The organism is Lentzea sp. NPDC051213 (assembly GCF_044455585.1).
In the GTDB taxonomy this organism is placed as follows: Bacteria; Actinomycetota; Actinomycetes; order Mycobacteriales; family Pseudonocardiaceae; genus Lentzea.
Window position 1 is genome coordinate 129,843 of sequence record NZ_JBITEX010000007.1, and the last position, 23,279, is coordinate 153,121.

General features: G+C 67.0%; 24 protein-coding genes. 14 read left to right on the forward strand and 10 right to left on the reverse strand.

Annotated features, from left to right (window positions below):
- The first annotated feature begins 6 nt into the window (after positions 1–6).
- From ACIA8G_RS29195 to ACIA8G_RS29210, 4 genes are all read left to right on the forward strand, one after another.
- A complete protein-coding gene (locus tag ACIA8G_RS29195) occupies positions 7–666 on the forward strand; it encodes a GntR family transcriptional regulator (protein ID WP_396421890.1) in 660 nt (219 codons plus the stop codon).
- A gap of 112 nt (positions 667–778) precedes the next feature.
- Positions 779–1,705 carry a DUF1996 domain-containing protein gene (locus ACIA8G_RS29200; protein ID WP_396421891.1) on the forward strand — a complete coding sequence of 309 codons (927 nt, stop codon included), beginning with the start codon at positions 779–781 and terminating at the stop codon, positions 1,703–1,705.
- 119 nt (positions 1,706–1,824) lie between these two features.
- Entirely contained in the window at positions 1,825–2,376 is a 552-nt protein-coding gene (locus ACIA8G_RS29205; RefSeq protein WP_396421892.1) for a sigma-70 family RNA polymerase sigma factor, read from the forward strand.
- Positions 2,373–3,080 (forward strand): anti-sigma factor family protein, encoded by a 708-nt coding sequence (locus ACIA8G_RS29210; protein ID WP_396421893.1) that lies wholly within the window; start codon positions 2,373–2,375, stop codon positions 3,078–3,080. The genes ACIA8G_RS29205 and ACIA8G_RS29210 overlap by 4 nt, the downstream gene beginning before the upstream one ends.
- Before the next feature lie 48 nt (positions 3,081–3,128).
- On the opposite strand, the gene ACIA8G_RS29215 is transcribed toward ACIA8G_RS29210, so the two are convergent.
- Complete coding sequence (locus ACIA8G_RS29215; protein WP_396421894.1) at positions 3,129–4,073, reverse strand: zinc-binding dehydrogenase; 945 nt, start codon at positions 4,071–4,073, stop codon at positions 3,129–3,131.
- 42 nt (positions 4,074–4,115) lie between these two features.
- Positions 4,116–4,775 (reverse strand): RraA family protein, encoded by a 660-nt coding sequence (locus tag ACIA8G_RS29220; RefSeq protein WP_396421895.1) that lies wholly within the window; start codon positions 4,773–4,775, stop codon positions 4,116–4,118.
- Positions 4,776–5,112: 337 nt separating this feature from the next.
- On the opposite strand from ACIA8G_RS29220, the gene ACIA8G_RS29225 reads away from it, so the two are divergent.
- Complete coding sequence (locus tag ACIA8G_RS29225) at positions 5,113–5,391, forward strand: hypothetical protein (protein WP_396421896.1); 279 nt, start codon at positions 5,113–5,115, stop codon at positions 5,389–5,391.
- 126 nt (positions 5,392–5,517) lie between these two features.
- On the opposite strand, the gene ACIA8G_RS29230 is transcribed toward ACIA8G_RS29225, so the two are convergent.
- The 5 genes from ACIA8G_RS29230 to ACIA8G_RS29250 all read right to left on the reverse strand — a co-directional run bounded on the left by ACIA8G_RS29230 (position 5,518) and on the right by ACIA8G_RS29250 (position 9,501).
- Positions 5,518–5,838, reverse strand: coding sequence for a thioredoxin family protein (locus ACIA8G_RS29230; RefSeq protein ID WP_396421897.1), 321 nt, complete (start codon positions 5,836–5,838; stop codon positions 5,518–5,520).
- 169 nt (positions 5,839–6,007) lie between these two features.
- Positions 6,008–6,574, reverse strand: coding sequence for a hypothetical protein (locus ACIA8G_RS29235; RefSeq protein WP_396421898.1), 567 nt, complete (start codon positions 6,572–6,574; stop codon positions 6,008–6,010).
- A 43-nt stretch (positions 6,575–6,617) separates the two neighbouring features.
- Entirely contained in the window at positions 6,618–7,865 is a 1,248-nt protein-coding gene (locus ACIA8G_RS29240; protein ID WP_396421899.1) for an NAD(P)/FAD-dependent oxidoreductase, read from the reverse strand.
- Positions 7,862–8,737, reverse strand: a complete 876-nt coding sequence (locus ACIA8G_RS29245) for a 4Fe-4S domain-containing protein (RefSeq protein ID WP_396421900.1) — start codon at positions 8,735–8,737, stop codon at positions 7,862–7,864. The genes ACIA8G_RS29240 and ACIA8G_RS29245 overlap by 4 nt, the downstream gene beginning before the upstream one ends.
- A 23-nt stretch (positions 8,738–8,760) precedes the next feature.
- Positions 8,761–9,501, reverse strand: a complete 741-nt coding sequence (locus ACIA8G_RS29250; RefSeq protein WP_396421901.1) for a DUF4142 domain-containing protein — start codon at positions 9,499–9,501, stop codon at positions 8,761–8,763.
- A 407-nt stretch (positions 9,502–9,908) separates the two neighbouring features.
- On the opposite strand from ACIA8G_RS29250, the gene ACIA8G_RS29255 reads away from it, so the two are divergent.
- The 6 genes from ACIA8G_RS29255 (at position 9,909) to ACIA8G_RS29280 (ending at position 17,172) form a co-directional block, all read left to right on the forward strand.
- The gene (locus ACIA8G_RS29255) at positions 9,909–11,216 is read left to right on the forward strand and encodes a S1C family serine protease (protein WP_396421902.1); all 1,308 of its coding nucleotides are present in this window, start codon (positions 9,909–9,911) and stop codon (positions 11,214–11,216) included.
- A 79-nt stretch (positions 11,217–11,295) separates the two neighbouring features.
- Positions 11,296–11,949: a DUF742 domain-containing protein gene (locus ACIA8G_RS29260; protein WP_396421903.1), complete on the forward strand. Its 654-nt coding sequence runs from the start codon at positions 11,296–11,298 to the stop codon at positions 11,947–11,949.
- A 1-nt stretch (position 11,950) separates the two neighbouring features.
- Positions 11,951–14,701, forward strand: a complete 2,751-nt coding sequence (locus ACIA8G_RS29265) for a nitrate- and nitrite sensing domain-containing protein (RefSeq protein WP_396421904.1) — start codon at positions 11,951–11,953, stop codon at positions 14,699–14,701.
- A 36-nt stretch (positions 14,702–14,737) separates the two neighbouring features.
- A complete protein-coding gene (locus tag ACIA8G_RS29270; protein WP_396421905.1) occupies positions 14,738–15,181 on the forward strand; it encodes a roadblock/LC7 domain-containing protein in 444 nt (147 codons plus the stop codon).
- Positions 15,182–15,255: 74 nt separating this feature from the next.
- On the forward strand, positions 15,256–15,801 hold the full coding sequence (locus ACIA8G_RS29275) for a GTP-binding protein (protein WP_396422345.1): 546 nt from the start codon (positions 15,256–15,258) through the stop codon (positions 15,799–15,801).
- Positions 15,802–15,954: 153 nt separating this feature from the next.
- Complete coding sequence (locus ACIA8G_RS29280; RefSeq protein ID WP_396421906.1) at positions 15,955–17,172, forward strand: LuxR C-terminal-related transcriptional regulator; 1,218 nt, start codon at positions 15,955–15,957, stop codon at positions 17,170–17,172.
- Positions 17,173–17,182: 10 nt separating this feature from the next.
- Here ACIA8G_RS29280 and ACIA8G_RS29285 read toward each other — a convergent pair whose 3' ends face one another.
- The 3 genes from ACIA8G_RS29285 to ACIA8G_RS29295 form a co-directional block, all read right to left on the reverse strand.
- The gene (locus tag ACIA8G_RS29285) at positions 17,183–18,301 is read right to left on the reverse strand and encodes a LuxR C-terminal-related transcriptional regulator (RefSeq protein WP_396421907.1); all 1,119 of its coding nucleotides are present in this window, start codon (positions 18,299–18,301) and stop codon (positions 17,183–17,185) included.
- Positions 18,302–18,386: 85 nt separating this feature from the next.
- Positions 18,387–19,007: a LuxR C-terminal-related transcriptional regulator gene (locus ACIA8G_RS29290; RefSeq protein ID WP_396421908.1), complete on the reverse strand. Its 621-nt coding sequence runs from the start codon at positions 19,005–19,007 to the stop codon at positions 18,387–18,389.
- Positions 19,008–19,278: 271 nt separating this feature from the next.
- Complete coding sequence (locus ACIA8G_RS29295; RefSeq protein WP_396421909.1) at positions 19,279–19,899, reverse strand: LuxR C-terminal-related transcriptional regulator; 621 nt, start codon at positions 19,897–19,899, stop codon at positions 19,279–19,281.
- A gap of 572 nt (positions 19,900–20,471) precedes the next feature.
- Here ACIA8G_RS29295 and gdhA point away from each other — a divergent pair.
- The 3 genes from gdhA (at position 20,472) to bcp (ending at position 23,250) form a co-directional block, all read left to right on the forward strand.
- Positions 20,472–21,815: an NADP-specific glutamate dehydrogenase gene (gene gdhA, locus ACIA8G_RS29300; protein ID WP_396421910.1), complete on the forward strand. Its 1,344-nt coding sequence runs from the start codon at positions 20,472–20,474 to the stop codon at positions 21,813–21,815.
- 114 nt (positions 21,816–21,929) lie between these two features.
- Positions 21,930–22,394 carry a Fur family transcriptional regulator gene (locus ACIA8G_RS29305; RefSeq protein WP_396421911.1) on the forward strand — a complete coding sequence of 155 codons (465 nt, stop codon included), beginning with the start codon at positions 21,930–21,932 and terminating at the stop codon, positions 22,392–22,394.
- A gap of 376 nt (positions 22,395–22,770) precedes the next feature.
- Entirely contained in the window at positions 22,771–23,250 is a 480-nt protein-coding gene (gene bcp / locus ACIA8G_RS29310; protein ID WP_396421912.1) for a thioredoxin-dependent thiol peroxidase, read from the forward strand.
- Positions 23,251–23,279 lie beyond the last annotated feature (29 nt).

Sequence of the window (23,279 nt, forward strand, 5' to 3'; positions counted from 1 at the left end):
TCGGACATGTCCACCCCGCCGGTTCGGCCCGTCGCTCGCAAGGGCGTCGCGGGTGAGGCCGCTGACCGGATCAGGGACGCGATCCTCAGCGGTGAACTACCCGCCGGTACCGCTCTGAAGGAAGTCGAACTCGCAGCTCAGCTCGCCGTCAGCCGCGGTTCCGTGCGTGAGGGACTGGTGGTGCTGGAGGGCGAGGGGCTCGTCGTGTCCGAGTGGCACCGCGGCACGTGGGTGCGCTCGCTCGCGCCGGAGGACGTCGACGAGCTGTTCACGTTGAGGACGGCGCTGGACGTTCTCGCGATGCGAACGGCTGCGGCGAGAGGCAAGTCGTTTGACACCATTGACTCGGTGGTCGGCGAAATGCGGCACGCGCGCACGGACGCCGAACGGGTCGCGCTGGACATGCAGTTCCACGACGCCGTGTACGCGGCGACGGGGCATAGGCGGCTGATCGAGGCCTGGCAGGCGATCCGCAGCCAGATCCACCTGTTCCTGCTCGCGCGGATCGTCGGGGACGCCACCTACCAGGACATCGTCGTGCCGGAGCACGCGAACCTGGCGGCGATCCTGCGCTCCGGCGACGTCGAGCGGGCCGGGCAGGCGGCCGAGGAGCACCTGCGCGGTTCCTACACGAAACTCGTCCAGCGGCGCGAAGAGTCGCCGTGATAGTGCCTTTCAGGTGAACTTCGTGCCGCAAAATTGCCCCTTTGGGTCAGATAATCAACCGAACTGAGACGGTGGCCTGTCCCTGATCACCTCCGCTTGGCAAGCTGTGTGCGTGGCCCTGAGCAGACCGAAGACCCTCGCAGTGGCGGCGGTCGCGGTACTCGCGCTGGTGGCCTCCGTCGCCGTGATGTGCCGCGGAACGTCGAACGCGGACCAGTACGTGAGCGACCTCGACCAGGTGCTGAACGAGCCCGAGACGCCCAGCGTCCTCATCGACTGCGGCACCAACGCCGACCGGCACCTCAACGCGGACAACCCCGTGGTCTCGCCGGGCATCCCGTTCGGGGCGCATCACACGCACGAGTACGTGGGCAACAAGTCGGCCGACGCCATGTCGACCAACGCCTCTCTCGCGGCCGCGCCCAGCACGTGCGAGAAGAACGACCTCTCCAGCTACTACTGGCCGGTGCTGCGCCTGACCGACGGCGCGGGCCACGACGCGCACGCCGACGGCGGCGGTCTGCACGGCAACACCGGTGAGGTGCTCCGGCCGAAGAGCGTGGAGATCCGGTACGAGGGCAACCCGGTGAGCGCCGTGCTGCCGATGCCGCGGTTCCTGCGCCTGATCACCGGCGATCCGATGGCGTTCACGAACGGCTACGGCGAGAAGGTCAGGGCCCAGTGGGGTTGTGCGGACCGGCCGGGCCGCTACACGACGAAGTACCCGCTCTGCGGGAACGCGACGACGTTGCGCGGCTACGAGTTCGCCAGTTGCTGGGACGGCAGCAACACCGACAGCGCGTCACACCGCACCCACGTGGTCTTCCCGCTGGCAAGTGGCGGCTGTCCGGCGAAGACGTTCCCGATTCCGCGGCTGCGTGTCACCATCGGCTACGACATCCCGGCCGGCCGTCCCTTCGCGATCGACAGCTTCCCCGAGGAGCTGCGCGACCCGGCGACCGACCACGCGATGTTCATCAACGTCATGCCGGAGGTCTTGATGACCGAGTTGGTCGGGCACCTCAACCGCTCCCGCTAACATGCCCCGATTCTTTCGTTGAAATCTCGTTGAACCGAAGCCCCGGTCCGCTCGTGTGTTGGCTGAGGTCTTGAACAGGACGCCCGCACGAGAGTTCGCGGGCGGGGAGGAGTGGGTGGATGGCGGCTTTGTTCTCCCGCAAACGGGAGACCGCGGCCGACGAGGCACTGATCCGATCGCTCTACGAGGAGCACGGTCGGGCGCTGCTGGCGTACGCGACGCGGTTGACCGGCGATCGGGCCGCTGCCGAGGACGTGGTCCAGGAGACCCTGGTTCGTGCGTGGCGCCACCCCGACGCCCTCGTGAACGGCAAGGGATCGGTGCGCGGTTGGCTGTTGACCGTGGCACGCAACATCGTCACGGACCGGGTGCGCGCCAAAGCCGCGCGTCCGCAGGAAGTGGCCGAGTCTCCGGCGACGCCTCCGATCGAGCGCGACCACGCTGACCAGGTGGTCGACTCGGTGGTGGTGCTGGAGGCACTGGACCAGTTGTCCTCGGACCACCGCGACGTGCTGATGGAGATCTACTTCCGCGGTCGCAGTGTGACGGAGGCGGCAGAGGCGCTCGGGGTACCACCGGGCACGGTTAAATCAAGATCGTATTACGCGTTGCGAGCCCTGAGGGAGACGTTCGTCGGTCAACAGGTCGCACTGAAGGGGGTGGCCGGATGACCACGCAGCACGACCCGCAGCTGCTCGGTGCCTACGTTCTAGGAGCACTGGACGAGCAGGAGGTGCGCTCCGTGGACGAACATTTGGCGTCCTGCCAGGACTGCACGCGTGAACTCGAGGATCTCCGTGCGATGGAGGCCTACCTCGGCGAAGTACCGCCGGAGGCCATGCTCGACGGACCGCCGGAAGGCGGAGATTTGTTGTTGCAGCGCACCTTGCGCCAGGTGCGTTCCGAACGGGGCGGCGTCGTGCGCCGTCGTCAGTTCGCTCTTGGTGCCGCGGCGGCCGTGGTGGCCGCGGTGGTGCTGGGCGCCGGAGTCTTCGTCGGCAAGGCCACGTCGCCGGACGCGGTCGTGGCCACTCCCACGCCGACGGTGGCACCGGACCCGGCCGGTACCAAACTCGCGACCTTCACCGACCCGGTGACCAAGGCGTCGATGACCGTCAAGGTCGTCCCCGCCGCGGGCTGGGTGCGCACGAACATGTCGATCAACGGCATCCCCGAAGGGGAGAAGTGCCGGATCTTCGTCGTGTCGAAGGACGGCAGCCGCCAGGAGGCGGGTTCCTGGGTGGTGTCCAAGAAGGGCGCCACCGAGGGCACGAACCTGGACGGCTCCGCACTCGTCGACCCCAAGGACGTCAAGTCCGTGGTCGTCGAGAACTTCGCGGGCAAGAAGTTCGTCGAGGTACCGGTCCAGGCGTGACCGAGGGGAGAAGGGCCGCTTCCGCACCGGAAGCGGCCCTTCTGCTCGTCACGGCTTGAGCACGACTTTTCCCACCGTGGCGCGGGATTCCAGCGCCTCGTGCGCCTTCGTGGCGTCTTTGAGCGCGAACGCCGGGTTGACCAGCGGCACGAACCGCCCGCTCGCGAGCCCCGCCATCGACTCGTCCTCGAGGACGCGCAGACCGCGCCGCATCAACCCCGGCCCGAGTGCGACAGTGGCGGTGAGGCTGTTGGCGAACAACGCTTCCGTGCTGATCTTCGTCATGGTCCCGGAGGACCAGCCGTAGATGATCTGCCGCCCGCCGGCGCCGAGCGTTCTCAGTGCGGTCTCACCGACCTCGCCCCCGACGCCGTCGAGCACCACGGTCATGTCCTTGATCCCGTCCGCCCACCCCGGCAGGGTGTAGTCGATGGCGGCATCTGCCCCGTTGTCCATGACGTGGTCGAGCTTCTCCCCACTGGCCAGCCCGACGACCTGCGCCCCCACGTTGCGCGCCTCCTGCACGAAGAGCGCGCCCATGCCACCCGCCGCGGACGTCACCAGCACCACGTCGTCCTTGGTGAGCTTGGCCGCGCCGAGCACACCGACCACCGTTCGCCCGGTGCCGATCATCGCCACCGCCGCCTCGAACGACACGTCGTCCGTCAACGCGTGCAACGCGGTCACGTTGGCGACGGCCTGCTCCGCGTAGCCGCCGTTGGCCTGCCCGAGGTGCGCGACGACCCGGCGTCCGAGCCAGTCGGGCGAGACGTCGTCGCCGAGCGCGGTGACGACACCGGCGACCTCACGGCCCGGCGTCATCGGGAAGCCGACCGGGCCGAACCCGCCCTTGCGGATCGTCGTGTCGACGAGGTGGACGCCTGCGGCGGCGACGGTGACGCGCACCTGGCCCACCGCCGGTTCCGGGTCGGGCACCTCTTCGAAGAGCAGCCGTTCCGCCGGACCGAACTCGTACTGCCTGATCGCGAACATGTGTGCGGACGCTATGAGCTCCACTTAACTGGAGGTCAAGGGTTACCGGGGAGCGAGGGCTGATTGTTCACCGCGGCCGACGGCGTCGACGTGGGCGGCGATGTTGAAGGCGTCGCTGAGGGTGGCTCCGCCGTCGAGTTGCCCGATCACCCGCTGCTCGGCGTTCTTGACGGCCAGCGCGGCGTCCAGGAGCGCGCCGGCCCGGCCGGGGTCGACGACGACGAGGCCTTCGTCGTCGGCGAGGACCAGGTCGCCCGGGTTGACGGTGACTCCGCCGCACGTCACTGGAACCTGCAGTTCTCCGAGCTTCGACGCGGTGCCGGCGAGCGGCGTGACGAACCGGCTGTAGACGGGTAGCGGGCAGCCGGACACGTAGGACATGTCCCGGTAGCCGCCGTCCACGACGATGCCGCCGAGGGACCGCACCAGGGCCCCGCGCGCGAACAGCTCCCCGCCGAGAGCGATCTCGCGGGCTCCGCCGTCCACCACGATCACGGCGCCCGGCTCGGCGGACTCGACGGCCCTGAGCACGGCGAGGAAGTCGTCCCGGCAGCGGACGGTGAACGCGGGCCCGAAGATCCGCGGGTTCGCGGACCGCGGGCGGATCGCGCTGTGCAGGACTCGCGTGGACTTGTCCGCGTCGCAGATGGCGGTCGTGTCGACGGCGAGAAACCGCTCGAGCAACTCCTCGTGCACTGGCATGGGTTCGACCATAGTGGTGGCACTTCGCCGTCGAGTACACGGACAAGGCCTGCCCGGCCGCGTATTCGCTGATGGCGCCCGCCCGCCCCGACCTCTACTCGCAGAAGAAGTGGCAGAAGGGCGATCTCTGCCGGTAGCCGTGGTCTCTTCCGACGCTGAAGCGGGAATGCACGATCGTCCCATTCGATCACGCTCATCGGGCAGGAAGCCGGGGTGCGAATTGACCGGCTATTCCCCTCTGCCTAGCGTGTGAAGGTGATGGCCATCGCGTTCGAACAGCGGAAAGTCTGCCATCTTCTGCATGATCGCGCCCATTCCCAGTCGGAAGGTGCCAGCCATGAGCGCAGCCATTGCCCAAATTCCGGGAACTGCGACGGTCCTGCTTTCGGGCCGGGAATTGGCGATGCTTCGTGCCGTCCAAGCCGGACGCGCCACGATCTCCCACAGCCAGGAGCCGGATCTGTTCATCGACGGCGTCTCCTGTGGTGACCAGTTCACCGCGCACCTGCTGGCTCACCGCGGCCTCATCCGGCCCGAACGGCCGGGATCGCGCGGGGAACTGCGGCCGGCTGAACTCACGCCCGCAGGTCAGATCGTGCTGGCAGACGCGGGATGAACAACGGGCCATCACAAGCCCCGGCCTGACTGACTGACAGACGTCGCTCGGCGGCACCCGCGCGGTGCCGCCCACGTTCCAGGCGCACCGCACCGCGCCGCCGCGACCACACTCGGTCTCGAGCGGTCAGCCTTCCCGCACTTGCTGGACCAGGCTCTCCATCTCGACATCGGTGACCGTCCCGACGTGCGAGTAAATCCATTCCTTGTCCCGGATCACCACCAGCGTGGGCACCGAGTTGATGTCGAAGTCGTCCGCGAGTTCCGGCTCGTCCTCGATGTCGACCTTGGCGAACACGATGTCCTGGTAACTCTTGGCGGCGTCGTCGTAGATGTGATCGAAAGCGTCGCAGGCGCCGCAATGGCTGGCCCGGAAGTCGATCAGGACGATGGATTCGCCGGTCAGCACTTCGGCAACATTCGCTGACGTAAGGACAACGACACTCATCAGTACACCGCCTTGGGTCCGTTCCCGTAGATCCAGATTTGTGGTGACGAGTCCTCTTCGCAAGCGCCGACGTCACCGGCTTTTCGGTAGTAACCGGGCCCGCGTGACGACACCGCAGAACTCACATCGTCTCGGCGTCGTCCGCTGCCGGTTACTCAGCGAGCAGTTGCTAGCTCGGCGTGCAGTTGAGCGACACGTCACCGTTCGGCTGCGCGATCAGCGCGGTCGTTCCGGCCGAGGCAGCCTGGCCGGTGCCCGCGTTCTGCTGCACCGCCCAGCCGGTCAACTTGATCTGTACTACGGCCTTGTCCGGTTGCTGAGCCTGACCTGCCTGCTGCGGCTCGTTGGAGCAGACCAGCACCTGCTGGCCCTTCTGGTCGGCCTTGCTGTCCGCATCCGTTCCCGCAGACCCATCGGTGCTGAAGAGGCGGAGCACGCCGTCGACGATGGTGTAGTTGACCTTCACCGTCCCGGACTTCGTCGTGCCGGACCCGGACACACCGTCGGCCGCGATCGTGACGGCGTTGCCGGCCTCCGCTGACTGCCTGTTCCCCTGAGCCGCATCCGAGATCTGCTGCGCATGGGGTCCGGGAGAACCGGCGGCAAGCGGTTGTGGAGCCTGGATGATCCGCGCCGCCTGGGTGCCGGCGGGACTGTCGTTCGCTTGACTCACTCCGACGACCGCGAGTGCGCCGAGAGCGGCGCCCGCAGTCACCAGCATCTTTTTCAGCTGCATGACCCTTCCTCTCAATCTTCTTTTGTGTTCGGCCGGATATTTCTCAACGGCCGACAACCTTGAGCGCCTGCCTGACGTTGCTGGGGCGGGAGTCGACATCGTGATAGGTCTCTGGGTCCTGTGCGTTGAGGCTTTCCGCGTAGTGGAGGAAGGCGGAGGGGCTGTTGAGTCCGGCCACTCCCATGAGCTGACCGTCGCGGAAGTACCCGGTCACCGAACGACCTGGACCCGAGTCCGCACCCAGCGTCCGCCGCTCGGTTCCCAGTACCGGCATGCCCGCCGCCTGGATCCGGCTCCCGTGTTGCTCGGACCAGAACCGGGGGATCGGCATGAACGGCACCGCGGTGGCGCGCCCGGCGAGCAGGTTCTGCGCGGCGACGCGCCCCATCTCGGTCGCGTTGATCCAGTGCTCGACGCGGCGAGCCTCGGTGTCGTACCGGAGGTTGGGCCACTGCGCGACGTCGCCGGCCGCCACCACGTCCTCGACACCTTCCACGTGGCACGTCGGGCCGCAGACGACACCGTCCCGGATCGGAATGCCGCTGCCCCGCAGCCAGGTGACCGACGGCACGCTGCCCACCGCGACCACGACGCAGCACGCGGCGATGGCATCTCCGTTGGACAGTCTGACGCCGACCGAGGAGCCGCCCAGTGCCCACTTGGTGACCGTCGCGCCCAGTGCAAGCTCGACGCCGTTCTCCCGGTGCAGCTCGGTGATCTCCCCGGCCAGTTCGGGCCCGAGAACCTTGCCCATCAAGGTCTTGCCGCGCACGACCAGAATGACCTCGCGGTTCAGCGAGACGAGCGTCGAGGCGATCTCGCACCCGGTGAAGCCCGACCCGATGACGACCACCGGACCCTTGTTGCTGGCGAGATTGCGTTGCAGTGCAACGGAATCGGAGACCCGGCGCATGCTGACGACGCGAGGGTGCCCGTGTTGCCCGTCGCTGAGCCGCCGCGGGTCCACGCCGGTTGCGATGATCAATCCGTCGTAGCGCATCTCTTCCGCGCCGGGAAGGTGCACGATCCGGCGGCGTGGCTGCAGGTGGGTCACCGTGGTGCCCAGCCGCCAGATGACGTCGAGGCTGTCGTAGGTCGAGATCTCCAAGTCGGCCTGGGTCATCGCGCCCTGCAGGAACTGCTTCGACAGGGCGGGCCGGTGGTAGGGCTTGTGCTCTTCCGACCCGATGAGCACGATCTCGCCGTCGAAGTTGAGCTCCCGCAACCGTTCTGCGGCACGCAGCCCGGCCAGCCCGGCCCCGACGATGACGACCCGCTCGCCCGCGCTCACAGTTCGGCCTTCCGGGTCTGCGTCGCCCGAGCCTGGCGTTGATCAGCGACCATCTGGATCGCCTGCGTCGGGCACGCCCGGACGGCCGACCGCACGTCCTGGTTGTGCAGCACCTCGGGGTGCTGCTTGTACTGCAGCCTGCCGTCCTCGAGAAGCTGGAAGACGGCAGGGGCTTCCGCGTGGCAAAAGCCGTAGCGATGGCAACGGACGTTGTCCACGCTCAGCTCGAGCGCCGTGTTCTTGCCGATCTTCTTCTTCTGCACCACAGTGGACTCGGCGTCCAGCAACCCCACGAGGACGAACACCTGTGGCGGCAGAACTCGCAGCACGCACAAGGTGATGGCCGGAGCCGCCGCGGTGATTCCGGCGATCCACACCACCGCGACGTGCCCGTTGGCGTAGGCGCCCAGCCAGGAGTGAATCGCCCCCAACGCGACCGCGGCGTAGGCGAGCTGGTGGAACCTCAGCCAGTTGATGTAGCGGAAGAACCGGTGCATACCCGCGGTGAGAGCGATCGCCAGCATGAGTTCCAGGCTCACGATGCCGAATCCGTGCCGGATGAGGCCGTTGTCCACGAACGGCAGCACCGTCTGAGGCCACGTGAGGACCGTGCCGTCGAGGAATTGGAACGACACCCCGTGGATCACCCCCGTCGCCAAGGTGAACGACGCGAGAATCATGTGTCCGCCGCGCAACGCCTGGTGGCCGGTCAGTCGGCGGACCCAGCCGGTCGCGGTGAGAATTCCCCAGCACACGGTCAACATCATGAAGACGTAGGTGAGGCGTGCTGAGAATGCGGCGATGGCACGCACACCGAGATCGTGATCGTTGGTTACATTGGGAATCTGGGCCAGGTAACCGGCGATGCTCACGGTAACTCTCCCGCTCTTGTGGACTAGGCGTTCTGCGGCCGATTGCTCTGGGGTTTGTTGCTGTAGGAGCCGGTCACCCGCACCATCCCCAGCGTGCCGACCGAGACCAGGCCCGCGATGGCGATACCGAGGATGACGGCGCCGGTCGACAGCGTGTTCTCGCTCGTCGCGGCTGCCGGGCCGGTGTTGGGCACGAGCAGCGACGACGAGTCGACGAGGCCGGTGCTCTCCAGCAGCTGCATGTGCCTGCCCGTGTAATCCATCGCTGTTTGCGCGTAGGCACGGATGACATCGTTCTGCGTGCTCGACCGGACCTTGGCGACGGTGATGTACGAGGACCCGTGCGCCGCGCGTGCGAGATTCGCGTACAGCGAGTCCGCCTGGTCCGGTGGCGCGGAGAGAATCTGCGAGACCCAACCCTGCTGCTGCGGCGTGGCCTGATCCGGCAGGCCGATGGACAGTTCCGCAGCCACCTTGAGAGTCAATGCGTCGAGCTCGTGATGCTCATGTGCGAGTTGCTGAGCGGGAGCCTTGACCTTGGGATTGGTCGTGCGGTTGACCATCTGCGTGCTGATCGGGCCTTCCCAGAGCCCGGCCTGACGCACCTTCATGAGAAGTTCGCGGTCCGCGGCGGTGAGCGGACCGGAGGGAAGAGAGGCGTCCACTACCTGTTCCCTGCCGGCGGTGTCCGCGACCGCGATGGGCAGGAAGGCCAGTCCCAGAATTCCAATGAGCACGAACGTCGCTGTTCCACGGACAGACATGTTCTTCATGGTTTTCTTCTTTGCCTCGGGCGGAGTGCCTCATAACACTGCTTGGCCAGTAGTCAATGGCCTGGCTTCCACAGCGGCAAGTGCCCGCTAGCCGGTCCGCACGGCAGGACATGACCGGGTTGCACCATCGTGCATGAAGGCTTGGCTTTGGTGCAGGCCTGGAGAAGTCTCAGCTGCGAAGGCGAGGACGGGCACCAGCCGGTCGCAAGGTCCGAGTATGGGGACGCTAGGACGGGACAATGGGCGCGAACGACGCGAGTGCAGCGACAGAATCTCCGGAGAGCGGCCGTTTTTTCAGCCAGCCGGCACCCGCCGAGCCTGGCAATTCTGAGCCGGGCAAGGACAGCGGTGCCACGCAGTCGCCCGGTGCAGCAGACGCCCCGCAGCCTTCGCCTGACGTGAGCACTTCGCCGACCGCACCGGATCCCGCGGTGACCGTTCAGAACAAGCCGATCGAGAGCAAGCCGGTCGAGAGCAAGTCGGCCGAGAACAGGCCGGTCGAGAGCAAGCTGGCCGAGAGCAAGTCGGCCGAGAGCAAGCCGGTCGAGAGCAAGCCGAGCCTCGTAGAACTGCCTGCCCGGCCGCAACATCAGGACGACCGTGTCGTACCGAGAAGCCGGCGCAAGACGAAGGCGATCGCCGCGGCCTGCCTGGCGGTCGGGCTCGTCGTCGGTGGCATCGGTGGCTACGCGCTCGTGTCCCGCACGGTCGGCGCCGCGGAATTGCCCTTCTGGGGCCCCAAAACCTCGCAGCCGGCCGCGCCGGACGGTCCTGCCGGCGGCACGATCGAGTCAGCCGCCGCCACGGCCAGCGAGAGCGTCATCGTGCTCCGGGCCACCGGGCCCGGAGGCAGTTCGGTCGAAGGATCCGGCATGGTGATCGGCGCCGACGGCCTGATCCTGACCAACAACCACGTCGTCGAGGTGGCCGTGAAGGGAGCGGGGACGATCTCCGCGACCACCCCCACCGGCCAGACCGCGGCGGCGACCATCGTCGCCCGCGACCCTGCCGCGGACATCGCCGTCGTGCGTGCCAGCGGCCTCAGTGGACTCGTTCCGGTCCGCTTCGCGAAGTCGGACGATCTCCGGGTGGGGCAGACGGTTCTGGCGATCGGCGCGCCGTTCGCCCTCACCAGCACTGTGACATCGGGAATCGTGAGCGCGCTGAGGCGGCCGGTGCGCGCGGGCAGCGCGGGTGGTGCCGAAACGGTGATGAGCGCGATCCAGACCGATGCCGCACTCAACCCGGGCAACTCCGGTGGACCGCTGGTCAACCTGGCAGGCGAGATCGTGGGCATCAACTCGGCGATCTACACGCCGCCTGTTCCGGCGGGCACGGTCGCCAAGGCCGAGCCGAGCGGCATCGGCATCGGGTTCGCGATACCCATCGACCAGGCCAAGCGCATCGCCGACGAGTTGGTCCGAAGTGGAACGTCCACTCAGGCGGTGCTGGGCGCCTCGGCGAGCGACACGTCATCGGGCACGGTGCGGATCGAGGAAGTCCTGCCCGGTGGCCCGGCCGACGCGGCCGGCCTTCGGACCGGTGACGTCGTGACGCGGTTCGGCAACGAACTGATCGGCGGAGCCAACGCACTGCTGGCGGCGGTGCGCAGCCGCCCGGCGGGTGACTCGGTCCAGCTCACCCTCGGGGACAAGCGGGTGATCACCGTTGTGCTCGGCGCAAAAGTGACTCGAGCGGGTGTGTGATGGCCGGCCAATCAGCACAGCCCACCGCTAGCACCGCACCGGTGCGGCATCGACCTCGGCGGCGAATGGAGCAATGGTGATGTCATCTGGGCCCTCGCTTCCATCGGACGAACCACCGCGCCCCCGCAAGGCGCCCTTCGGCGGCTGGGCGGACTACGGGCTGTGGGCGCAACACGACTTCGCCGACCGAAGTCAGTTCGAGGACGCCGAAACCCCGGCGGCAGGCCCCCGCCCCGCTACCGGCAAGCGCCGTCCGATCAGGTTGCCCGCCTCGGGGCCCGGGCACTCGCACGACATGCGCTCGCGGCGTGATCCCTGCCAGGTCCTTCCTGCGGGCGTCGACGAGACCGGTCCGTCCACACAGGACGATGCCCGGCAGCCCGACTGGGCGGTGGTCCGGCCGTACGTGCGCTCCGGTGGGCGGGCATCGGTCGCCGATGAGCTCGCGGTCGAGACCATGATCTCCTCGACCGCGTTCTCCGGGGACGAGCGCACGAACGAACGGATCACCGAGGAGCATCGGCGGATTCGGAAGATGTGCCGAGTCCCGCAGTCGGTCGCCGAGGTGGCCACCCAGATCAACGCCCCGCTCGGGGTGGCGCAGGTGCTCATCAAGGACGCTTGCGAGCTCGGGCTGCTCAAGGTGCACCGCGCTCCGCTCCTCAGTCCGAGCGGGCGGCCCACTCGCGAGGTGCTGAGCAGGATCCAGGCCGGCCTGCGGAAGTTGGCGTGACATGGGTGACGACCACGGTCGCGAATGGCGCGACATGCGTGCGACGGACGTCCATCAGGACTCTGCCGCGGTGGATCCCGAGCCGGTGGGCAAGCGGGGGCCGAGCGTCGCGGGAAAGCTGGCGACCGTTTTTGTGCTGCTCTACGCGGCCATCGCCGGACTGTCGGTCACGGTGTACCTCGATGCCGAGCGGGAGGTAGCCGCCGCGCGAAGCGGAGTTCAGGTCGCCTCGTCGCTGTCGGCCGCGTCGAAGGTGCTGGAGCGGCTCGAGAACGAACGGATCGAAAGCCTCGCCGCCATCACCTCCGGGCGCGACAACGGCGCTTCCGCACTGCCCGATGCGAGGAAGAGCACCGACCAGGCGATCGCGGCGCTGAAGGCTTCGGCATCTCCTTGGCAGGTCATGTCGAGCAGGCTCGAAGAGCTCCCACGACTCCGGACGCGGGTCGACGGGCGTGACGTGACCGCGGATCAGGTGCGCGCCGGGTACACGAATGTGATCCAAGCCGGGCTCGACGAGGCCGCGGCCACTCCGTCGGAGTCCTCTCCCGCCGGTTTCGCCCACCTGCTGGCGGCACGTGAGCAGGTCGCCTTGCTGCAAGCCGACACCGCTCTCGCGCTCCTGGCTCCCCGAACGCCTGGTATCGGCGAAAGCATCGCCTCTGACGTCGTACTGACGACGACGGCTTTCCGCAGGCTCCAGGTCACCGCCTCCAGCGCTTCGTCCACGCCCGTGGAGTTGATCAGTGGCAGCGTGGCGTACACCGACGCGCTGCGGATCGCCGGCGAAGTCAGCAGGCAGGCGCAAGGCGTTGCGCTGCCTGCGTTCGCGGACTGGCGAACCCTCTCGGACACGGTGCTGAAGCAACTGGACGCCATCACGGCGGCCACGGGTGACGAAGTCCGCGGCCTCGCCGAGCAGACTGTCAGTCAGGCGGAGGAAAACCGGATTCGCACCGCGGTGCTGCTTGGCGGTCTTCTGCTCGCCGCCGTCGTTCCGTTCATCGTCATTCGCCGGATCGCCCGCAGGGCGCGGGCCCTGCGAGACGTGACCCAGTCCATTGTGGACGATGGCCTCGACCAGGCGGACCTCGATCATCCACCCGCCCGGTTGACCATGGCCGCGCGCGTGGACGACGAGATCGGGCAGGTGGCCCGGCTGGTGCAGCAGCTCCGTCTCGAGGCGATCCACCTGGCGTACGACCAGCAGGTCATCCGCCGGGGCAACGTCAACGTCCTGGCCAATCTGTCCCGCCGTTGCCAGAGCCTGGTCGGCAGGCAGCTGAGCATCATCGAGCGGTGGGAGAACGAGACCTCGGACTCGGCCGACCTGGAGAACCTCTTCAAGCTCGACCACCTCGCCACCCGGATGCGCCGGATCAACGACAACCTGCTGCTGCTCTCCGGCGGAGACACGCGGCAGGTTCACCAGAAGCCCACCTCGTTGTCCGACGTGCTGCAGGCAGCCATCTCCGAGATCGAGCAGTACAAGCGGGTTTCGGTGCGGCGGCACCCGACGGTGAAGATCAAGGGCGGCCTGGCCGCCGACCTGAGGCGGATGCTCGCCGAGCTGCTCGAGAACGCGGCCGCGTTCTCGTCGCCCGACACCCGCGTGCTGGTGACCTGCCGGATGCTCGAGGACCGGAGTCTGTCGATTTCCGTGCTGGACTCCGGAATCGGGATGACCGACGAGGTCGCGGCAGGGGCCAACGCCCGGTTGTCCGCGGTGGGTTCGATCGACCTCGTCGGCGCCCAGCGGCTGGGCCTGTTCGTGGTCGGCAGGCTTGCGGGCAAACACGGCCTGCCGATCACCCTGCACGCCGGAACCGACATCACCGGGGTCCGCGCGATGATCACGGTTCCACCCACGCAGTTGCTCGACATCGAATCCGTTCCGGATGAGCACGACGTTGTACTGGCCGAAGAGTCCGCGCCGCTGTCCCATCGGAGTGAGGACGTCGAACCTCGCCCGCAGACCCGTCCGGTACGCGACATCGGTCTCACCAGCCGGCCGCGACGTGCGCGCACAGCCCCGAGGTCCGGCGACGGGCTCACCACGAGCCCGTTCTTCCAGCGCAGCCCGCGGGCGAACGCCGCAGAGAATCACGACCTGCCGGAGTCCACCGAACAGGTCGTCAGCTGGACGCCGGAGTCCGATCCTGAATTCGAGCCCGGTTGGTTCAAGTCGGGCAGGCGAGGCCAGAACGGAAGTTCCGGCACAGGCGCGGCGAAATCGTGGAGCTCCGTGGCCGACAGCGACTGGAAGATCGTCGACACGGTGTTCAACCTGGAACCGGAAGAATACGACGAGAACGGGCTGCCACAACGGCGCCAGGGTGCGCGTCTGATCTCAGGTGGTATCGGGGATGCGGGCGACGCGATGTTTCCCCGCGGGCGGACCGTCACTCCGGAAGAGACCAGGGATCGCCTTCGCGGTTTCCGGCAGGGGCTCGCCCGCCAGTCCGAATCATTCCAAGCACCGGAACCACGTCGCCCTGTGCCGGAACCCTCCTCGGAATGGACGATGCTGAGCGACAACGGCTGGGAACGGGCGCAACAGGTTTCGCAGAAGCCGGCGACGACATTCACCGACGACGGACTGCCTCAGCGGGTGAACGGGCAGAACCTGCTACCCGGCAGCGCCAGAACCACATTGCCCTCCACTCCGTCGGCGCCACGTGACCCCGAACGGATCCGAAACCGTGCCGGCAGTTTCCGGAACGGAGTGCTCAGAGCTCGAAGCCAGGATTGATTCGAGAGAACCGAACCCGAGAAGGGCAGCGCGATCATGAGTCAGAGGACGTACGACGAGACCGATCTCGGCTGGCTGATCAACGACTTCGTCGGCCGCGTGCCGGGAGTCGCCCACGGCGTCACCGTGTCAGCGGACGGGCTCCTGCTGACCGCGTCCGACGAACTCCCGGACGACCGTGCCGATCAACTCGCCGCGGTCGCCTGCGGGCTGATCAGCCTCACCGAAGGCGCCGCGAGGTGCTTCGAAGCCGGCGAAGTGAACGACACCATCGTGGAGATGGAAGGGGGGACCCTGGTGCTCATGTCGATCAGCGACGGGTCGAGCCTCGCCGTGCTGGCCGAGCCGAACTGCGACATCGGTCAGATCGCCTACGAGATGGCCAGCCTGGTCAGCCGAGTCGGCGCGGTGCTGACGCCCGAGGTCCGCGACACCCTGCGTGGCCGGATGAGCGGTCTCAAGACCGGGGGCGCGCTGTGAACATGAACTCCGCATCGGTGCTGAACGAAGAGCACGCTCCTCGGCCGCACGCCCGCAATTCAGCCGAAACTTCGGTGATCTCGTCGAAGATCCTCGTTTCCGGGGGCTTCGGGGTGGGCAAGACGACCTTTGTCGGCGCGGTCTCGGACATCAAACCGCTGACCACCGAAGCAGTGATGACCACGGCGAGTCTCGGTACCGACATGACCGACAAGACCCCCAACAAATTCACGACGACCGTGGCCATGGACTTCGGCCGGGTGTCCCTCGCCGATGACCTGATGCTCTACCTCTTCGGCACGCCGGGCCAGGAGCGTTTCTGGTTCATGTGGGACCGGCTGGTCTACGGCGCGATCGGCGCCATTGTGCTCGCGGACACTCGCCGGCTCGCCGATTCGTTCGCGCCGATCGACTTCTTCGAGGACCGGAAAGTGCCCTACATCGTGGGCGTCAATCTGTTCGACGGCGTGCAGCACCACAAGGTGAGGGCAGTCCGGTCGGCGATGTCCCTGTCGCCTTCCGTTCCGCTGGTCTGTTGTGACGCCCGTGACCGCGCATCGGTCAGGCTGGCATTGCTCTCGTTGGTCGACTACGTGATGAAAGAATGGTCAGACGAGTGAGCACCCGCCGAGCTTGCCCTCCGAGAAACACGGATCGGGGTACCTAACGTGCGCACCGTACAACTGCTCCGGCGGCATCGGACGAACCACATCTTCATCCGCGGCACGGGGCAGAGCTGCCCCCTTCGGATTCTGCCTTCGACCACGCGCATCGTGGCCGTGTACATCCCTGGCTCGCGCTGGTCCCTGCGTCGGGGCGCCAGGTCCCCGCAGGCCGTCTCGGTGAGCGCGCAGGCGATCTTCCTGGCCAACGTCGGTGGCGACCGCGCGGCTGCGATCGACGCAGCCGTGCGGGTGCTCCGCGGTGAGGAGGGGCCGCTCAACTTCGACTCGCTGTGGCAGGCGACCCTGGCGCTGATCTACTCAGGACAGGCGACGGTCGCCACCGATCTCTACCTCGACGTCGTGCGCAACGCCGAGTGGGTCCGGTGCGAGCCGCGAGCGAACACGCTCGACATGTTGCTGGCTCGGCTTCGCTCACTCGTCGGCCGTTACGAGGAAGCCTCCCAGTTGCTGAGGTCCATGCTCACAGGCACGCTGTCCAACTCGATGCGGCCGATGGCGGTGGCCTGGCTGACCGAGGCACTGGTCAAGAACGGGAACCTCGCCGAAGCCGACGAACTGTTGCGCCAGAACGGATTCGACGAGGCAATCGACGACATTCCGGACCGGGCACTGGTTCTGGCCGCGCGTGGTGACCTCCGGTTCGCCCAGCACCGCTACCGGGCCGCTCTGGACGACTACCTGACGAGCGGGCGCTGTCTCGACGTGCTCCACGTGACCAATCCCGCGGTGGTGCCCTGGCGTTCGCGTGCCGCGTTCGCGGCCGCCAGACTCGGACACACCCGCGTCGCCGGACGGCTCGCCGTGCGGAATCTGGAACTCGCCCGGCGGTGGGGAAGTCCCAGCACGGTCGGACAGGCGTTGGGCCTGCAGGGGCACCTCGCTGAGGGCGCCGACGGTGACAGGCTGTACGAGGAAGCGATCTCGTTGATCGAGATCGCGCAGGACAACGGTGAGCTCGCCCGGATGCTGATCGACTTCGCTGATCTCCTGCAGGAGCGCGGTCGTACCAGCGAAAGTCAAGCGCGACTGACCCACGCCCGGCGCATCGCCGGGAGGTTGAACAACACCGTGCTCATCGATGAAATCGACCAGGCCGAGCAGCGGCTCGCCGCCGGCGCCACCCCGAAGCTGACCCGGCAGGAAGCCAAGATCGCCAGGCTGGCCGCCGCCGGGTACAGCAACAAGCAGATCGCCGAGCAGTTGTTCGTGACCATCCGCACCGTCGAGTTCCACCTCACCGCGACCTACCGCAAGTTCGACGTCGTCGGCCGCAAGCAGCTGGCGGCACTGGCACACCGGCTCTGAAGCCACGGCGTCACTCGAAGTCGGCGGTGATGCTGTGGAGATCTCGGCGGCCGGTGATGCCGCGCTTGCGATAGACAGCCGAGAGGTGGAACTCCACCGTGCGGAGGGCCAGGAAGAGCTGCTCGGCGATCTCGCGGTTGCCGTAACCCGCACGGGCGAGAGCGGCGACCTTCGCTTCCTGCTTGGTCAGCAGGCTTTCCTTCCTGGGCAGGCCGGTGCGCTGCAACGCGAAGTCCACCCGCTGCGCCCAGTGGTCGTTCCCGGTCGCCCGGGCATGTTGTGCGGCAAGCAGAAAGCGCTCCCGCGCCGCCCCGAAGTCTTCTTCGTCGCACCGCCGGCGCCCGAGTTCGTAGGCCGTGCGAATGATCTCGTTGCGAGCACCGGCCACCTCGAACAGGTCGATGGCCTCCGCGAGTTCGTTGTCTCCCAAGCCTCCGCCGAGCACCAGACCCAGCGCGCGCAGAGCCTCACCGACAGCGCGCGGGGCGCCCCACATCCGCGCTGCCGTCAGTTCCTCCCGGGCAAGGGCCTGGGCGAGGTCCCGGTGCTGGACGGCGAAGGCCGACACCGCCGCGCGTGACCGCCAGGGGAGCACCGCCGGATTGCGAACACCGCTCGCGGACAGCTCGCGGCCGCAGGCGAGGTAGTCCCTCACCGCGCGCTGAGCCTGCCCCGAAGTCGACTGCACGGCCGCCCTCGCGGCGTACAGGAAGGCGCGGCCGGGTAGGTCCTCGTCCACGGTTGCGGCGCAATCATGTTGCAGCAACAGGAGATTGGCCTCTCGTGCCGCGCCGTACTGGAGCAGCTCCTCCACTCCCCACGCCATCGCAAGGCCCACCAGTGAGCCGTGCAGACCGCCGGACAGCATCAAGCCGATGCTGTCGCGGGCGGATGGCGGTTCCCCGGCGAGGAAGCTGATCCGTGAGCGCAGCAGTTGCAGCATCTGCCGGCCGGCGTCCGACCGCTGCCACTCCTGCCTCCGTGTCAGTGTGAGGCAATAGGACTGCGCATCAACAAGGTTGCCCGCGTAGACCAGGGTGAGCACCGAGGTCCACAGATGTCCGGTGTCCACTCCGCACCGGTCGCCGATCATGTCCTGGTGTGCGGCCTGCGCGGCGGCGGTCCGCATCGTGCCGCGATGCGCGAGCTCGAGTGCTTGGGGCGCAGTACAAGCAGATCTGCGCGGCGCCGAGAGTGCGTTGGTGCGGATGACGTCAGATCACACCCGATCGACACGCGTGTGCCACCGCCTGCGTGCGGTTGCGCAGGTTCAGGCGCTTGGTCACCGCCGACACGACCCCCTTCACCGTCCTCTCGGAACAGGACAGCTTCTCCGCGATCTCCGGGGTCTCGGTCCCCTCGGCCAGCATCCGGAGCACTTCGATCTCCCGAGCGGTGAAGCCGAGTCCGTTCGGCCCGTGTGGACCAGAGACCTGCCGCTGCAGGCGTTCGAGATGCCTGAGCAGACCGCCCAGCAGGTCGTTCGGCACGACCGCGCCGCCCGACGCCGAGACCATGACGGCGTGGTGCAGCCTCTCCGCTGTCACCGACCGGCGGCGGAGCACCGCGGCGACGCCCATGTCGACTGCGACGAGGAGATCGTTCTGGTCGATGTCGTTGACCACGAGCACGATGGGCTTGTCCCCGCCGAACGAGTCCTCGCGCAGGTGCCACAGCCTCGCGGAGGTCACCCGGTCGATCGCCGAGACGAGCACGTCGGCCCCGCCGCCGTTCACCTCCTGGACCGCGATGTCGGAGTAGCCCTGCAAGTAATTCGTCACCCCGACTGCGATGATCGGGTCGTTTGCGACGACCGCTACCTGCACACACTCCATGTCATCCTCCGTACCGTCGTACCCCGGCGTGCTGACTCGGCGGGCACTGGCCGGTTTCACAAGGTCAACTCACGTTGCCTGGCCGACGTTAGCCTGCCTGCGGAAGGGGAAACCTGCGGTGCAACGAAACCTGCGGTGCAACCACAGATTGCCCAAGAACTCCGCGATTGACTCGAATGGGTGAGTCCGTCCAGAAGGGACCGTCGTGGCTTGATCAAGAAGCAACGGGATCAAGCCGCGACCGGCTGACCGCCCGCGGTGACCTGCGCGGTCAAATGGCGCCGACGCGAACGGCGTAGGCCACCGCGTGTGGTCGGTTCCGCAGGTTCATGCGCATGCTGATCCCGGAGATGATGGTCTTGACCGTGCGCTCCGAGTAGAACAGCCGATCCGCGATCTCCTGGGTGTCCAGCCCGTCGGCCAGCAACCGGAGCACCTCGATCTCCCGCCGTTCGAACCCGCGGGTCTGCTGCTGCTCCGCCACGGTGAGGTGCCGGAGCCCGCCTGCGTGCGACGGGATGGTCTCCGCGAAGCGGACCCGATCCTGCTTGCCGCCTGCCGCGGCCGCCGCGATCCACCCCGCCAGTTCCTCGCGTGTCATGACCGACCGATCCATGATGCGGACGACACCGATCCGCGCGGCCACCGCGATGACCTCCCTGCTCAGGACGCCGGCGATCACGATGACCGGAACGCCGGGGCTCCGCTGTGCGCCCACCTTCATGAGCGCGGCGACCTCGGCAGGCGAGTCTCCTACGACGAGCACCACCTCGGCGCCGTCGCTCGCACACCACGGCGCCACCACGAACTCGGGGTTCGGCCGGAGGTAGGCGGCCAGCCCGGAGAAGCTCAGCTGGTCGGAAGCGTGGACCGCGACCCGCACTTGACGCATCGAGACCTCCTCAGTCGGTGTCATCCGGGCACGCCAAATACGCCGCCGGATGGCATTTACCAGGGACTTTTAACAAAATTTTGCAAAGATTTTGGCAAGTCTTTACCAGGACGCCCTTACGTTGCGGCGCCTTGAAATGGCTGGTTGCTGATACTGCTAATCGGTCCGGCACCGGCTCGATGATCTCGGGCCTGTGGTCCTCGTTACTTCGTCTATGGAGAACGTAGCAGCGGCGGAGCTTCTTTGGAAGCGTTCCAGTCTAGCTTTTTGGAATAGTTCCAGTTTTCGGCTTCTGTACCGATTCACCCAGGCGTAACAGCAACCGCCAACGCTCGATCTGCCGGTGTGTCGCTGGCCCGTTCTGCTGGTTTGGCTGACAACGACACGGGATGTGCTCGCCTCGGTCAGGGGAGAATTCGTTGAACATTCATTCATCCCGCGTGCGGCGACCCCATCGTGAAAGTTCCAGATGTCCAAGAGGGCAGAGGGTGCTCGTGTCCCCGCCATCGCTGAGTGGCCGGTCCACCATGAGGTCGAAGTCCGGGCGCCACTCCAGAAGAGATGAGAAGGCGATGACTCTTGATGACGAAGTGCTGACCCTCTTCGACCAGATCGTGCACCGCAATCCGGCCGAGATCGAGTTCCACCAAGCAGTGCTCGAAGTCCTCACCGCCATCCGGCCCGCGTTGCGCCGTGATCGGAGCCTGTGCGACGCCGGCCTGCTCGAGCGACTCTGTGAACCTGAACGCCAGACCATGTTCCGCGTCGTCTGGACGGACGACAGGGGGAAGGCGCAGGTCAACCGCGGGTTCCGGGTCGGGTTCAGCTCGGCGCTCGGGCCGTACAAGGGTGGCCTGCGCTTCCACCGGAACGTCACCCTCGGCGTGGTCAAGTTCCTCGCCTTCGAGCAGATCTTCAAGAACGCTCTCACCGGCCTCGGTCTCGGTGCCGGAAAAGGCGGATCGGACTTCGATCCGGCAGGCCGCTCCGATGGTGAGATCATGCGCTTCTGTCAAGCTTTCATGACCGAACTCCATCGTCACATCGGACCGTGCACGGACATTCCGGCGGGCGATGTCGGTGTCGGAGGCCGGGAGCTCGGATATCTGTTCGGTCAGTACAAGAGAATCACCAACCGCTTCGATGCGGGCGTGCTCACCGGAAAGGGTCTTCTGATCGGTGGCAGTCACGTCCGGCCGGAAGCGACGGGATACGGAGCCATCTATTTCCTCGAGTCCATGCTCGAAGCTCGTGGCGAGAAGATCGAGGGCAAGCGCGCGGTTGTCTCCGGTTCGGGGAACGTCGCCTACTACGCGATGGAAAAACTGCAGCAACTCGGTGCGACCGTGGTCGCGTGCTCGGATTCAGGGGGCTATCTGCACGACCCCGCCGGAATCCGCCTCGACCTGCTGCACGAACTGAAGTTCGTACGCCGCCGAAGGTTGAGCACCTACGTGGAGTCCGTGGCCGGGGCGGCATTCATGCCCTTTGAAAAGCCTTGGGACGTCCCTTGCGATCTCGTGGTGCCCTCGGCCACGCAGAACGAGCTGGACGGGGTCGGGGCCAAGTCGCTGGTCAGGAACGGTGTGGTCGCCGTCGTCGAAGGCGCGAACATGCCCTGCACGCCGGATGCCGTCCAGACCTTCCGCGACGCAGGGGTCCCGGTGGCTCCCGGCAAGGCCGCGAACGCGGGCGGCGTCGCGACGTCGGCCTTCGAGATGCAGCAGAACGCGGCACGCGACCAGTGGCAGGCCGTGGACGTCGACCGGCGGCTCCGGGGCACCATGCGGACGATCCACGACACGTGCCTGGCCACGGCCGACGACCACGACCTGCCGGGCGACTACGGTGCCGGCGCGAACATCGCGGCCTTCCACACCGTCGCCGCAGCGATGAACGCGCTCGGCCTGATCTGATCTTCGTCGCAGGTGGCGGCCCCGGCCGGGTCGGCCGGTGCCGCAACCACAGATCCAAAACTGGATTGCCTCAAGTTCTTGACTCTTTCCGCTAACGCTGCTTGCATATCACTTATGGCAAACTCAGCCGAGGCCGATCAAGATCTGCTTCGCCAGCAGCTCAAGGCTTGGGGACTGCGGGTGACCGCCCCGAGGCTGTCGGTGCTGGGGTACGTGCAGCAGCACCCCCACGCGACAGCGGCCGAGGTCGCCGAGGGTGTGCGCAACCAGCTCGGGACGGTCTCGACCCAGGCGATCTACGACGTGCTGAACGCCTGGACCGCCGCCGACCACGTGCGGCGGACCGAATTTGCCGGACACCCCGCCCGTTTCGAGACCCGCATCGGCGACAACCACCATCACGCGGTCTGCCGCAAATGCGGGCGGACCGAGGACGTCGACTGCGCGGTCAACTACACGCCGTGCCTCACGCCTTCGCATGATTGGGGCTTCGATCTCGACGAAGCCGAGGTCATCTACTGGGGCGTGTGCCCTGAATGCCGCAAAGCAGAGCAGAACGCGCCATCGGAATCTGCTTGAGTGCTGCCCCGGCGATGCCAACAGGCATGCCGAGTCAGGTTCACCACCCGATCACCAGCCACCGCCGAGCCGAACAGAGCAAGCACGATCCCCCCATTGCCTCGAATGAGCCTCGCAGCACATGAGGGTAGACCGTGACCTGTTGAACATGCCTCAGTCGCCCGGAATATGAGGCCAGGCGTGCAAGGCGTCGTTTCACTATCGGGCATCCTTCGCCGCGTGCGGCGGTGCTGCCCTGCCTCCAGCAATACGCTGCCCACGAAGAACAACTCAGCGGCAGCGCCCGTGCACCGAAGACATGCGGTTCGCGAGCCGTCTTGCCAGCGGTCAAGGAATTGTCGTCATCCGCCGTCGGCGGAACATGGAGGCTCAAATCATGAGTGACGGACAACAACTTTCTCCCGGTGACGTCGCGCCCGACTTCAGCCTGCTCGACAGCACGCGCAACAAGGTTGCCCTGTCCGACTTCCGCGGGCAGCACGTGATCATCTACTTCTACCCGGCCGCGGGGACTCCTGGCTGCACCACGCAGGCGTGCGACTTCAGGGACAAGCTCAACGAGCTGAACCTCGCCGGGTACCAGGTCCTGGGCATCTCCCCGGACACGCCGGAGCGGCTGGCCGTGTTCGCGGAGCAGAAGGAGGTGACCTTCCCGCTGCTGGCCGATCCTGAGAAGACCGTGCTCATGGCGTGGGCGGCGTTCGGCGAGAGGACGGTCTACGGCCGCGTCGTCCAAAGCGTCATCCGCTCCACCTTCGTGGTCGACCCCGAGGGCACCATCGCCCTGGCCAAGTACAAGGTCCGGGCCACCGGGCACGTGGCGAGGCTGATCAAGGAAATCGGCATCGCCGCCTGATCTGACCAGCGGAAACGCCGACTTCCGAG

What these genes read in the sequence shown, in the direction of transcription:
- ACIA8G_RS29195 (WP_396421890.1), top strand. Translation starts at nt 7, where the DNA reads ATGTCCACCCCGCCGGTTCGGCCCGTCGCTCGCAAGGGCGTCGCGGGT.
- ACIA8G_RS29205 (WP_396421892.1), top strand. Translation starts at nt 1,825, where the DNA reads ATGGCGGCTTTGTTCTCCCGCAAACGGGAGACCGCGGCCGACGAGGCA.
- ACIA8G_RS29210 (WP_396421893.1), top strand. Translation starts at nt 2,373, where the DNA reads ATGACCACGCAGCACGACCCGCAGCTGCTCGGTGCCTACGTTCTAGGA.
- ACIA8G_RS29215 (WP_396421894.1), bottom strand. Translation starts at nt 4,073, where the DNA reads ATGTTCGCGATCAGGCAGTACGAGTTCGGTCCGGCGGAACGGCTGCTC.
- ACIA8G_RS29220 (WP_396421895.1), bottom strand. Translation starts at nt 4,775, where the DNA reads ATGCCAGTGCACGAGGAGTTGCTCGAGCGGTTTCTCGCCGTCGACACG.
- ACIA8G_RS29225 (WP_396421896.1), top strand. Translation starts at nt 5,113, where the DNA reads ATGAGCGCAGCCATTGCCCAAATTCCGGGAACTGCGACGGTCCTGCTT.
- ACIA8G_RS29230 (WP_396421897.1), bottom strand. Translation starts at nt 5,838, where the DNA reads ATGAGTGTCGTTGTCCTTACGTCAGCGAATGTTGCCGAAGTGCTGACC.
- ACIA8G_RS29235 (WP_396421898.1), bottom strand. Translation starts at nt 6,574, where the DNA reads ATGCAGCTGAAAAAGATGCTGGTGACTGCGGGCGCCGCTCTCGGCGCA.
- ACIA8G_RS29250 (WP_396421901.1), bottom strand. Translation starts at nt 9,501, where the DNA reads ATGTCTGTCCGTGGAACAGCGACGTTCGTGCTCATTGGAATTCTGGGA.
- ACIA8G_RS29260 (WP_396421903.1), top strand. Translation starts at nt 11,296, where the DNA reads ATGTCATCTGGGCCCTCGCTTCCATCGGACGAACCACCGCGCCCCCGC.
- ACIA8G_RS29265 (WP_396421904.1), top strand. Translation starts at nt 11,951, where the DNA reads ATGGGTGACGACCACGGTCGCGAATGGCGCGACATGCGTGCGACGGAC.
- ACIA8G_RS29270 (WP_396421905.1), top strand. Translation starts at nt 14,738, where the DNA reads ATGAGTCAGAGGACGTACGACGAGACCGATCTCGGCTGGCTGATCAAC.
- ACIA8G_RS29285 (WP_396421907.1), bottom strand. Translation starts at nt 18,301, where the DNA reads ATGCGGACCGCCGCCGCGCAGGCCGCACACCAGGACATGATCGGCGAC.
- ACIA8G_RS29290 (WP_396421908.1), bottom strand. Translation starts at nt 19,007, where the DNA reads ATGGAGTGTGTGCAGGTAGCGGTCGTCGCAAACGACCCGATCATCGCA.
- ACIA8G_RS29295 (WP_396421909.1), bottom strand. Translation starts at nt 19,899, where the DNA reads ATGCGTCAAGTGCGGGTCGCGGTCCACGCTTCCGACCAGCTGAGCTTC.
- gdhA (WP_396421910.1), top strand. Translation starts at nt 20,472, where the DNA reads ATGACTCTTGATGACGAAGTGCTGACCCTCTTCGACCAGATCGTGCAC.
- ACIA8G_RS29305 (WP_396421911.1), top strand. Translation starts at nt 21,930, where the DNA reads ATGGCAAACTCAGCCGAGGCCGATCAAGATCTGCTTCGCCAGCAGCTC.
- bcp (WP_396421912.1), top strand. Translation starts at nt 22,771, where the DNA reads ATGAGTGACGGACAACAACTTTCTCCCGGTGACGTCGCGCCCGACTTC.